Genomic DNA, 11801 nt, shown 5'->3' with positions numbered 1-11801 from the left:
CCATAGATTAGCAGAGTATAGAGGGCAACGGAGGTGATGAGAAAAATGAGGGCTATTCAAAAAGTTGTTGCAATTACAATTATGATCATGTTTATTGTATCAAAAGACCCAACTGAAATATTGCTTACCAAAAAGCAAGAAGTATGGGAGAGTTACCTGTATAGGATTATCAGGAACCGCGAAGTGGATTTATTATATACACAACAGGATTTTGAAATAAATCTTGAAGAATACATGAAGCAAGATAAGCTTTCCATAGTGAGCAACCCATCTGAAATGGATTCTATTAAAAATTATTATGAATCATCTTACCTTATTGACATTGATAAAGATGGCATTGATGAACTATATGTAATAACGTGTGAAGGTTCAATTAGACAATATTACGGAAATGTGTTCAAAAAGAAAAATGAAGCTTATGTCTTGGAAAATACATTTGATGGGCATATCATTCCCATTAGATATAACAATGATTTACATTTTATAAGCATAGAAAATGATTTTGAAACTAAGTTTATAGATTCAGTTATTGAGTATGGAGTAAATGGTTTAGCCTTTAAGCCAAAAGAAAAATTGAATATAATATATACTTATGATTCATCGGAGATTCCCGAATCAATGACGAAAATGCTTGATAATGAATATTTGAATTCATTAAATAAATATGAAATGTTGGGTTCAAATACTGCCAATATTACGAAAATATCTGAACAACCTTCCTATGACGTACAACTAATAGACGACAAGTATAAAAATGTATTTAATTTGACTATCAAACTATGGCTTACATCTGTGGGATATGCACCAAATCATTGGGAAATTAGCACTCATGATGACAGTAAACATCATTTTAAGGGCATGGAACAGATTGAAGCAAATGATGAGTCAGTATGTTATGGTTTGAAATTCTATAAGGATAAATCAGATCAAGTGTTTTTGGTGAAAATATCATACCCGTTCTATACATTGGAAGCTCGTAAAGATGGCGATTTAATAATACAATTATTCAAGTTTCATAGAAACTTTATTGAGGAAGTTGAAAACATACGGATTGAGCCTGAAATTGAAGTTCGCGCTGAGATAATTAGTGCATAATGTGTGGGCTAAGAGTAACCCAGTTTCTTCCCAGATCCCCACACCCTCAAAGGAAGCAACAAGCGAACGTCGAATACTCTATTCATTAGCTAAAATAGTTACCTCTAGGAGGAGCGAGATGATGGATAAAGTACGTTGGGGAATTATCGGCTGCGGGGATGTTACGGAAGTTAAAAGCGGTCCGGCGCTGCAAAAAGTAGAAGGCTCCGAGCTTGTCGCCGTCATGCGGCGTAATGGCGAGCTGGCTGAAGACTATGCCAAACGGCACGGGGTAGCCAAATGGTATGCTGATGCTGAGGCGCTGATCCATGATCCTGATGTGAATGCGATTTATGTCGCGACACCGCCAGCTTTTCATCATGAATATGCCTTGTTGGCTGCGAAGGCCGGGAAACCTGTGTATGTGGAGAAGCCGATGGCCAGAAATCACCAGGAATGTCTGGAGATGATAGCCGCCTGCGAAGAGGCGCAAGTTCCTTTGTTTGTCGCCTATTATCGAAGAGGGCTGCCAAGGTTTGTAGAAATTAAACGCTTGCTGGACAGCGGCGTTATAGGGGATGTCCGCTTCGTGCAGACCACCTATTTGCAGCAGTTGAAGGATAAGCAGGGCGAAGAATTGCCTTGGCGCATCCAGTCGGAGCTATCCGGTGGCGGGTTGTTCGTTGATTTAGCGAGTCATACGCTGGATATTCTTGATTATCTATTGGGCTCTATTGGAGATGTCAAAGGCTTCGCTAGAAATCAGTCCAAGCGCTATCAAGTAGAGGACATCGTAACGACGACCTATGCATTTGAATCCGGTGTGATGGGGACAGGCATCTGGGGCTTCAATACATTTACCTACAAGGATAGCAATGAAATCGTTGGCAGTCTGGGGAAAATCACATTTTCCACATTCGGCGATGATCTGCGCATAGAACGAATCGATGGTCAAATCGAGGAGCGGAAGATTCCGAATCCGCCACATGTTCAGCAGCCGCTGATTACGAAGGTTGTTGAGGAATTAAGAGGAATTGGCCAAAGTCCAAGCACAGGGGTTACGGCTGCCCGGACGAATCGTGTTATGGATGAGCTGTTGAAGGATTACTATGCGAAGCCATCGCTATGATTGCGCTTGCACCAGATATTTACAAATCACACACATATGCGGATAAAACAATTGACGGAAACCCAAGAGGCAATTAAACTATGGTTAATTGTCATCCATACTTGGGTGTCTCACAGCCCCGCATCCTCACGCTTTTCCAAGCGAAAGCGTTAAAGTGATGAGTGGAAAATGAGACCAATTTCAACAAATGGGAACGTAGAGAGGGGTAATTCATTTGAAAAAGAAAGCACTCGCGTCACTCGTTTTATCAGCAGCACTTATGCTTGTAGCAGCAGGTTGCGGGCAAAAGGCGGCGGACAAGTCTCCGGCAGCCACCACGCCAGCATCGACAGCACCGGCAGCAACAGCTGCAGCAGCGAAGAATTATAAAATTGCCATTTCGCAAATTGTTGAGCATCCTTCTTTGGATGCAACGCGTCAAGGCTTCTTGGCAGCGCTCAAAGATGCCGGGATCGTAGAAGGCACGAACTTGAAGGTTGATTTCAACAATGCTCAAGGTGACCAAACGAACAATTTATCCATCGCCCAAAAAATTGCCTCCGCGGACAATGATTTGGTACTCGGGATCGCAACACCATCCGCACAAGCAGTTGTGCAGCAAGTGAAGAAAGCACCAATTCTGTTTGCAGCTGTAACGGATCCGTTGGCTGCCAAAATCGTTAGCAGTGTAGACAAACCGGGCGGCAATGTGTCCGGAGCATCCGACACGAATCCAATGGCTGTAGCTCAATTAATGGATTTCGTAGCAACGAACATGCCAAAAATCAAAACGGTTGGTCTTGTCATCAACGAAGGCGAACCGAATGCTGTTATTATGGCTAAAAATGCGGAAGAATCCCTTACCAAACACGGTATTAAACTGATCAAAGCACCGGTAACGAACACTTCCGAAGTGAAGCAAGCAGCGCAATCTCTTGTAGGTCGTGCAGATGCGTTCTTGATCACGCTGGACAATACGGTTGTTAGCGGTGTAGACGGAATTATTCAAATTGCCAACGAGAAAAAGATGCCTTTCTTCTCCAGTGACCGTGATACGGTTGAAAAGGGAGCATTCGCAACAGTTGGTTTCAAATACTATGACCATGGCTACCAAGTAGGTCAAATGGCTGTAGAAATTCTTAAGAATGGCAAAAAACCGGCTGACATGAAAGTAACAGTTCCTGAGAAGCTGGATCTGATTTTGAACTTGAAAGCAGCGGCAGCGCAAGGCGTTGAAGTAACGGACGCGATGAAAAATGCCGTCAAGGATAAAGAGAAAAACATCATTAAGTAAGCAGTAGGACACATAAGGGGTGAACGTCACTTTCGTTCACCTCTTTTTTCAAAGCTAGGGAGGTTATTCAGATGATGGATTCCATGGTGGGTGCCGTCGAGTTAGGACTGCTTTATGCCTTAATGGCATTGGGCGTTTATATCACGTTTCGTATTCTTGATTTCCCCGATTTAACAGTAGACGGCAGCTTCACAACAGGCGGGGCAATCGCCGCGATCATGATATCGCACGGTTACTCACCAATCTTGGCTTGCTTGGCTGCTTTTGTGGGCGGACTTGCTGCTGGCGCCTGCACGGGCTTGCTTCATACGAAGGGCAAGATTAATGGCTTATTGTCAGGAATTCTGATGATGATTGCGCTGTACTCCATTAATATGCGTATTATGGGAAAACCGAATATCTCGCTGCTGGGCGCGGATACGCTGTTCTCCACCATGAAGCCGATTACGGTCGTGCTCATTATTGTCGTTGTATTCAAGCTTCTGCTGGATGCTTTCTTGCATACGGACCTGGGGCTTTCACTGCGAGCAACGGGGGATAACGCCCGTATGATTCGCAGTTTCGGAGCGAACACGGACCGCACGACGATTCTGGGCGTTAGCTTGTCCAATGGATTAGTCGCGCTGTCCGGTGCTTTGATTGCACAGCAATCGGGCTTCGCTGATATCTCGATGGGGATCGGAATGATCGTGATTGGGCTTGCTTCTGTCATTATTGGGGAAGCGATCTTCGGAGCTGGTTCAGTCTTTCGGGCGACGCTGGCGGCTGTTCTTGGTTCTATCGTGTACCGTATCGTGGTCGCGTTGGCGCTTCGCGTTGAATGGCTGAAAGCTTCTGACTTGAAGCTGATTACAGCCATCATCGTTATCATCGCGCTGGTACTGCCTTCTATTCAGCGCTCCATCAAGCAAAAAGCAATGGCAAAACGGCGATCGGCGGAGCTTATCGCTCGCGCTGTGCAATTGAATAAGGGAGGTAAACGCTGATGCTTCAGCTCTCCAATGTTTCCAAGCTGTTCAACCCTGGCTCGGCGGATGAGAAAATTGCCCTGATCGGGATCAACCTCAACCTGAAGCCCGGAGACTTCGTCACGGTCATCGGCAGCAACGGCGCCGGGAAGTCGACGCTGATGAATGTCATCTCCGGCGTCATGACGCCGGATGCCGGCGAAGTGCGGATCGGCGGCGAGGTCATTCACCACCTGCCGGAGTACGAGCGCAGCCGGTGGATCGGCCGCGTCTTTCAAGATCCCATGGCGGGGACGGCTCCTCGAATGACCATCGAGGAGAATCTCGCCATGGCGTATGCCCGCGGCAAGAAGCGCGGGCTCAGCTTCGGCGTCACCGCGCGCAAGCGCGCGTTGTTCCTGGAACAGCTCCAGCGCCTCGGGATCGGCCTGGAAGGCCGACTGCGCGCCAAGGTGGGGCTGCTCTCCGGCGGCGAGCGCCAAGCCCTCAGCTTGCTCATGGCGACGTTCACCAAGCCGCAGATTCTGCTGCTTGACGAGCACACGGCCGCGCTCGACCCCTCGCGCGCGGAACTGATCACACGATTGACCGAGGACATCGTGCGCGAGATGAAGCTGACCACCTTGATGGTCACGCACAACATGGAGCAGGCGATCCGACTCGGCAACCGCCTGATCATGATGGACAAAGGCCGCATCATCCTTGATGTGACCGAAGAACGCAAAAAGAACCTCACGGTAGAGCAATTGCTCGGTGAGTTCGAGAACATAAGCGGCACCAAGCTGGCAGATGACCGCGTGGTGTTGGGATAAAGCAAGAGGCTGTCACCAAAGGTTGAAAACCTAAGGAGCAGCCTCTTTGCCATGTTGGCGGAAGTAATGCTTGCAACGCTGGAAACGGCGTTATGGCTGCGTGCCCCCGCCAATCCCATCTGCATCTGTCATTCTAATGAACTGTATGATGCTTATAGACGAGAAATTGGCTACTTTGAAGATCTAATGAACTGAATTGGCGTTATCGAGCAGTTTTTAGGCGGAATGATGATGATTTATATGAAATAACGTATCGGGAATTCGATAGATTTTTTTAATGTACCATTTTGAGCAAATAAAGGTTGTTGAGTTCGTTAGGCAGATTACCTCAAGGTCCATTGGCCTTTTGGGCAAGCTTCGCTTACCCCATCTCAAATAAAGGCTGCCGAGAATTTCTCGACAGCCTGAATTGTTCCCTATATCATTCCAGCGAGAGGGATTCCCGTTAGCGTTGTCCCCAGCTGCTGCTTTTTAATAAGCGCCGCCTTCTCCTCTAGAACCTACGCCACCGATATACATCTGAGTATAGTGAGGCTTTTCAAAGTATTACTTTGCAGCTGCGCTAGATTTAATAGCAGCATTAATCGCTGCTGGATCTTCTTTCTCAATCGGCCGCTTTTTGATAAATAAAGTGAGCGGCAAAGCGACGATTACAATGAAGGTAGCGAGCAAGTAAACATCATTGACACTCATGGTGAAGGCGTGTGTGCCAATAACCACTTTATCCTTGATGCCGCTGCTTACCAATTCGGTCGTATGGGAAGCGGTTTTGGATGACAGAACCGATGTGAAGAGGGCGATGGCGAACGAACCGAAGACGTTGCGAACCCAGTTGCTGATCGATGTGGCATGGCCGGACAGCGTCCGCGGAATTTGTTCCATACCCGCATTGCTCGCAGGCATGGTCGCCAGAGCAATACCGATGTTCCGAACGATCATCCAGAACAGAATGTAGCTGCGAGATACGTCTACACTTAACCAGCTAAGCGTTAACGTACCGACAGCGATCAACGCAATTCCGCTGAACATAAGGACGCGAGGACCGACAATGCCATACAGTTTCCCGACAATCGGCATGCACAGAGCCATAGCCAGTGATGCAGGAAGCAGAATCAGACCTGTATCCAGAGGGGTTACATGTTGAATATTTTGCAAGAAAATAGGCGTTAAAAAAGTCCCGGAATATAAACTAATGGTCACAATACTGGAAATAATAAGCGTTAACGAGTAACGTGTATTGTGTAAGACACGAATATTCAGCAGCGGTGATTCTACCGTTAACTCTCTCCAAATGAAGAGGAGAAGGACGACGAATCCGAGAGCGAACAAGCCGATAACTTTACCCGATCCCCAACCCCAGGCATGACCTTGGGAGAAAGCGACCAGCAAAGAAAGGCTGCTGATAACGACAGTTAGCAAGCCAATGAGATCGAATTTTTTGGGCACGGAAAGACGGTAATAAGGAATCAATTTCAAAACCAGGAAAATAGCGACGAGACCGACAGGGATGTTCATGAGGAACAACCAGTGCCAGCTCCAATTTTGCAAAAGCCATCCGCTTAGCGTTGGACCGATCGCAGGAGCCATCATCGCCGATAAAGACCATAAGGAAATCGCGATAGGTTGTTTGTCGCGAGGGATTACTTGGTAGACAATCGTCATCGTAGCAGGCATAATGAGACCACTGAATGCCCCTTGTGCGATACGGAAAGCAATAAGCGAAGTTGCATCCCAAGAAATGGCGCATAAAAAGGAAAAGACCGTGAAACCAACGAGCGCTAACGCGTATAAACGCTTGTAGCTAAACCGTTCGCCGAAATAGCCGGTAATCGGGGCAATGGTGCCGCTCGCGAGCATGAAGCCCGTAATCGTCCACTGAATCTTACTTAAATCGGTTTGGAAATGCTCGCTCAAAATCGGTATGGCAATATTAATCGTGCTCATACTTAGGATTGATACGAACGATCCGAAAAAAATGGCAATCATAACGGGCCAGAATCGGACTTGCTGTAAATCATCCTTACTCAAGGTGTTGCCTCCACTCCATCCATTGACTTCTTCGCCGGATTCTCTATAATTTGAATGAAAATCATCATACTACCAAAGATGTAATATGTCAATAATGACATATTAGAGGAGTGTCTATGAATACCCTTTCTTATGGCTTACTTAGTCTGTTAACCAAGCATTCCCGTACGGGTTACGAACTTATGCAGCATATTCAGCCTTTCTGGCAAGCGAAACACAGCCAAATCTACCCACTCCTTGCTCTATTAGAACAGAAGGGGTATGTAGCATTCGTGCATGTCCCACAGTCCGATAAACCGGATAAAAAGGTATATTCGATAACGGACCTCGGCAAGGAAGCGATTCGTCATTGGATTAAGGAGCCTACGGATGATCCTGTTTTTCGCGATGAACTAGCGTTGAAAGTTTACTGCATCAGCCTCGTGGATAAAGAACATGCGTTGAAATTGCTTGCAGATCGCAAAGTATATTATGTAAAGAAAAAAGAACGCTTCAATCAACTGTTCGATAAATTCAAAGAAGAAAGCGGCAAGGATCTGGAGGATTTGGAAATAACCGATTTACAGTTCGGGCCTTATGTTCTTGTGCGGAAAGCGATGATGAAGGTCGACGCAGATCTGGCTTGGTGCGAGTGGATGAAGAAGAAATTATCTTAGTTTAGAAATATTTAAGAGTTTATTTAGTTGCCCTTTAGATGAAGGAACTACACTAGGAGAGGAGTGGTGAATGAAAAGGGGGTTATTGATTTGGGTAAAAAATTTGGAGTTTTCTTGAGTCTTCTTATTGTTGGCGTAGCCATGGCTGCGGTATTTCCTTATCTTTCTCTAGATCCTGCGCGCAGTAGAGTAACATTGGATGCGTCTTTTTCTCTGCATTATACTGTGCTAGTGGTCCATATTGGATTCGCCCTGGTTGCTTTAATCAGCGGCTTATTTCAATTTCATCAGCGTTTTCGTGTCCGTTATCCGCAGTGGCATAGGGCGCTTGGCCGTATCTATGTCGCGAGCATCATGTTGAGTGGGCTGTTAGGACTCGTGATGACTCTATATATCGATAGCTTTACTAAGGCCATGGCGTTCTTGACATTGAGCTTGTTGTGGCTCGTGACAACTTGGAAAGCTTTCCGCTTCGCGGTAAACAAGCAGTTCCGAGAGCATCGCATCTGGATGATCCGCAGCTATGCGGTTACCCTGGTGGCGACTTCGGCCAGATTAATTGTTCCGATTTGTATCCTCCTATATCTCGCTATGCACGGGTTCCACCTGCCCGCAGGCGGACGTGAGCAGATGGTTGCAGAAATACTGGAAGTTAACATTTGGATCGGCCTTCTAGTCAATCTCATCGTAGTTGAGTGGTTCCTCCTGAAAGGCACAAAGGCTTAGCCGATCCGCACCTCTGTTATTTTCTTTCGTAGGTATAATACGTATATGGAATCGTTCCGTTGACTGGCTGTTTGTAGGTTAATTGGAAGGATTCTTTGTCGAATGCCGGGAAATAAATATTTCCCGCGATTTCTTTCTCTACCTCGGTCAAATACAGTTTATCCGCTAAAGGCAGCGCTTCTCTATAAACTTCTCCGCCACCGGCGATGAAAATTTCGTCTTCGTCCTTCAAAAGTTCGAGCGCTTGCTCGAGTGACTTCACTGTTACACAATTCGCGTCTGTGATTTGTACCGTTCTAGAAATGATGACGGTTTTTCTCCGCGGCAAAGGCTTGCCAATGGATTCAAACGTTTTTCTCCCCATTATGACCGATTTCCCAAGCGTAAGTTCTTTGAACCGGATCTGCTCCCCAGGGATCTGCCAGGGAATAAGTTCGTCCATGCCAATGACGCCGTTCATGGAAGCTGCTGCAATAATTGATATGATCATGCAATCCTTCCCCCCTTGTTGCTGTATGGTAACAGCCTTTTCAACTGCCGACATCCTGAATAAGCGTTTGAATCTTCTGCAAGCGAATATACTCTGATTTTTCCAATTGAGGCCGGAAGTACGCATATAAATAAGCCGCATCCAGGAAATCGAGCCCTGGGTAACAAACGACTTCCTGCACGACGTTCGGATTATCCATAATCACCTGCCACTCTCCAGTGCGGTCGGCTGGCGCAATAGCTGTAAGCGCGTGTTTTTTGGCCCCGATCGTTGCTTCAAGTTCGGCCCAGACATATTCCCACGACGGACTGAATTGAACAGGTTCCGGGAATAGGCTTCTGCCTTTGCTGATCGCGCTTTCGATCTCAGCGATGTCAGCATCTAAAGCCGTTTTAATGGCCTCTGTAAGGCCGTCCAGCAGCCTTCTGAAGCCGGAGTAGCCTTCGGATTGCACTTCGTTTTGGAACGCAGCTTCTGCTTCGCTGGAAGAAAGACTTTTGAATTCCGTATAGGCTTGATTGACCATATCCGTGAATACCCCCAAATGGTTTCCTTTCTCCAAAATGTATCACAAAGTTTTTTCCGAAAAAAGTCCTTGCCTCACAAAAATTCGAAATGGTTTAAATTCAGTTTATAAAAGTTGTGTATGCTAAGTACATCCAACGGCACTAGCTAAGTAAGCCAAGCGTTCTATGCTAAAATAAGGTTAAAGTCAATTCGGCGAAGATTCTAATAAAAGCGAGGCTTGAGGCAGATGGCTCCAATTCTGATTGTTGATGATGATCCTTATATCCGCGAACTGATCCGCGTATTCATGCAGAATGAGGGCTTCGATGTTGTCGAAGCCTCGGACGGCGCAGAAGCGCTCAAACTGCTCGAGACCGTCCAGGTAGATCTGGTGATCATGGATATCATGATGCCCAATATGGACGGCTGGGAGCTGTGCAAGGAGCTGCGGGAGCATTATGATCTCCCGCTGCTGATGCTCACCGCCAAAGGCGAGACCTCGCAGAAGGTCAAGGGCTTCGAGCTGGGCACAGACGATTACCTCGTCAAGCCTTTCGAGCCCATGGAGCTGGCCATGCGGGTCAAGGCGCTGCTGAAGCGTTATAAAATTGCTTCGTCCCAGACCGTGCAGGTCGGCGATCTCAGCATGAATCGCAAAACCTTCGAGATAACGGCTGGCACGGAGAGCGTCACCCTGCCGCTCAAAGAATTCGAACTGCTCTACAAGCTGGCGAGCTACCCGGGAAAAACCTTTTCCCGTGACCAGCTCATCGAGCAGATCTGGGGGTTTGATTATGAAGGCAACGAGCGTACCGTTGACGTCCATATCAACCGCCTGCGGGAACGCTTCCCGGAGGAGCAGCATGCTTTTCGCATTGCGACGATCAGGGGGCTAGGGTATCGGATGGAGGTCCTGCGATCATGAACGGGGAGAAACGCCAGGAGCAAGAAGCGAGAGCAGAGCGAGAATGGCGCAAGGGGCGCCGAGAGCGCAGAAAGAAGCCGATAACCAAGCATTCGGCCATGCAATTTATTAGGGGCTCCCTATTTGCTCTAGGCATATTTACTCTGATTGTTGGGTATTGGCTCGCTTTGTTCTACGGAACTTCTTGGTTATATGACTACCTTAACATGCGTCCTGCAGAGGTAGTCGTGCAGCTCATTAATTCGATAGGCGGGATGTTCCTGTGGGGCGTTACCATGGCCATTATGGGCCGGTTTTTTCGCAATAAACAAATGATCTTTTTCCAAAAAATGATTGAGGCCATTCGCAGCATGTCCCGAGGAGATTTCAATGTTTCTGTGGAAGAGGACTTGCATGATAATGGGCCTTTCAACGAACTGGTAGAGTCTATTAATAACATGGCAGTCGAGCTGGGGCAGCTGGAGAAAATGAGACAGGAATTCATATCCAATGTCTCTCATGAGATTCAGTCTCCGCTTACTTCTATCAGCGGTTTCTCAAGGGCGCTGCAGAATGAGCAGATTTCTCCGGAAGAGCGAAAGCACTATCTGGAGATTATTGAAGCAGAGAGTACAAGGCTCTCGAAACTTAGCGACAATTTGCTCAAGCTGACCTCACTGGAATCGCAGCATCATCCTTTTGAACCGACCAGCTACCGGTTAGACAAACAAATTCGCAATCACATTCTGGCTTGTGAACCACAGTGGGTGGATAAAGAAATTGAGATGGACATCGAATTAGAGGCAGTAACCCTGTCGGCGGATGCTGACTTGCTTAGTCAGGTATGGACAAATCTCATTCATAATGCGATTAAATTCGCGCCATTTGGCGGTACGATAGGCGTTCATATTACGGCAAGCCAAGAAGAAGCGATTGTTCGCATTTCCAATAATGGCGTCCATATATCGGAGGAGGATCTGCCCCACATATTTGAACGCTTCTACAAGGCAGATAAGTCGAGAAACCGACTTTCAGGTGGAAATGGACTGGGCTTGTCTATTGTGAAAAAGATCATCGATATGCATGGAGGCTCGATTGCCGTAGAAAGTGAGCCTGAGAAGAGGACGACGTTTATTGTTCGTTTGTCCTTACCCAACTAAGTTCTTGAACACAAATAGGGACCCCCGCTTATCTGAGATAACCGGAGGCCCCTAAGGTTCATTCATAGTATTCA

Annotated in this window: 13 protein-coding genes; 10 read left to right on the top strand and 3 right to left on the bottom strand. The window is 46.9% G+C overall.

Annotated features, from left to right (window positions below):
• The first annotated feature begins 45 nt into the window (after nucleotides 1–45).
• The 6 genes from LOZ80_RS30330 to LOZ80_RS30305 all read left to right on the top strand — a co-directional run bounded on the left by LOZ80_RS30330 (nucleotide 46) and on the right by LOZ80_RS30305 (nucleotide 5451).
• Entirely contained in the window at nucleotides 46–1095 is a 1050-nt protein-coding gene (locus LOZ80_RS30330) for a hypothetical protein (protein ID WP_238168096.1), read from the top strand.
• Nucleotides 1096–1213: 118 nt separating this feature from the next.
• Nucleotides 1214–2203, top strand: coding sequence for a Gfo/Idh/MocA family protein (locus LOZ80_RS30325; RefSeq protein WP_238168095.1), 990 nt, complete (start codon nucleotides 1214–1216; stop codon nucleotides 2201–2203).
• A 214-nt stretch (nucleotides 2204–2417) separates the two neighbouring features.
• A complete protein-coding gene (locus LOZ80_RS30320) occupies nucleotides 2418–3476 on the top strand; it encodes an ABC transporter substrate-binding protein (RefSeq protein WP_238168094.1) in 1059 nt (352 codons plus the stop codon).
• 71 nt (nucleotides 3477–3547) lie between these two features.
• On the top strand, nucleotides 3548–4462 hold the full coding sequence (locus LOZ80_RS30315) for an ABC transporter permease (protein WP_238168093.1): 915 nt from the start codon (nucleotides 3548–3550) through the stop codon (nucleotides 4460–4462).
• Entirely contained in the window at nucleotides 4462–5256 is a 795-nt protein-coding gene (locus tag LOZ80_RS30310; protein WP_238168092.1) for an ABC transporter ATP-binding protein, read from the top strand. Before LOZ80_RS30315 ends, LOZ80_RS30310 begins: the two co-directional genes overlap by 1 nt.
• A gap of 51 nt (nucleotides 5257–5307) precedes the next feature.
• A complete protein-coding gene (locus LOZ80_RS30305; RefSeq protein ID WP_238168091.1) occupies nucleotides 5308–5451 on the top strand; it encodes a hypothetical protein in 144 nt (47 codons plus the stop codon).
• 351 nt (nucleotides 5452–5802) lie between these two features.
• On the opposite strand, the gene LOZ80_RS30300 is transcribed toward LOZ80_RS30305, so the two are convergent.
• Nucleotides 5803–7284, bottom strand: coding sequence for an MDR family MFS transporter (locus tag LOZ80_RS30300; protein WP_337950984.1), 1482 nt, complete (start codon nucleotides 7282–7284; stop codon nucleotides 5803–5805).
• A 116-nt stretch (nucleotides 7285–7400) separates the two neighbouring features.
• On the opposite strand from LOZ80_RS30300, the gene LOZ80_RS30295 reads away from it, so the two are divergent.
• Together LOZ80_RS30295 and LOZ80_RS30290 are read left to right on the top strand one after the other, a co-directional pair.
• On the top strand, nucleotides 7401–7940 hold the full coding sequence (locus LOZ80_RS30295) for a PadR family transcriptional regulator (RefSeq protein ID WP_238168090.1): 540 nt from the start codon (nucleotides 7401–7403) through the stop codon (nucleotides 7938–7940).
• A gap of 90 nt (nucleotides 7941–8030) precedes the next feature.
• The gene (locus tag LOZ80_RS30290) at nucleotides 8031–8666 is read left to right on the top strand and encodes a DUF2306 domain-containing protein (RefSeq protein WP_238168089.1); all 636 of its coding nucleotides are present in this window, start codon (nucleotides 8031–8033) and stop codon (nucleotides 8664–8666) included.
• A 16-nt stretch (nucleotides 8667–8682) separates the two neighbouring features.
• Here LOZ80_RS30290 and LOZ80_RS30285 read toward each other — a convergent pair whose 3' ends face one another.
• Nucleotides 8683–9156: a dihydrofolate reductase gene (locus tag LOZ80_RS30285; protein WP_238168088.1), complete on the bottom strand. Its 474-nt coding sequence runs from the start codon at nucleotides 9154–9156 to the stop codon at nucleotides 8683–8685.
• A gap of 40 nt (nucleotides 9157–9196) precedes the next feature.
• Complete coding sequence (locus LOZ80_RS30280) at nucleotides 9197–9700, bottom strand: hypothetical protein (protein WP_238168087.1); 504 nt, start codon at nucleotides 9698–9700, stop codon at nucleotides 9197–9199.
• A 210-nt stretch (nucleotides 9701–9910) separates the two neighbouring features.
• On the opposite strand from LOZ80_RS30280, the gene LOZ80_RS30275 reads away from it, so the two are divergent.
• Entirely contained in the window at nucleotides 9911–10588 is a 678-nt protein-coding gene (locus LOZ80_RS30275) for a response regulator transcription factor (protein ID WP_238168086.1), read from the top strand.
• Nucleotides 10585–11727 (top strand): sensor histidine kinase, encoded by a 1143-nt coding sequence (locus LOZ80_RS30270; protein WP_238168085.1) that lies wholly within the window; start codon nucleotides 10585–10587, stop codon nucleotides 11725–11727. Before LOZ80_RS30275 ends, LOZ80_RS30270 begins: the two co-directional genes overlap by 4 nt.
• Nucleotides 11728–11801: the final 74 nt, after the last annotated feature.

Origin of the sequence: Paenibacillus sp. HWE-109, assembly GCF_022163125.1 — a bacterium.
Taxonomy (GTDB): Bacteria; Bacillota; Bacilli; order Paenibacillales; family NBRC-103111; genus Paenibacillus_E.
Note: the sequence above shows the minus strand (reverse complement) of the source record. Positions and strands in the feature narration are given on the sequence as shown.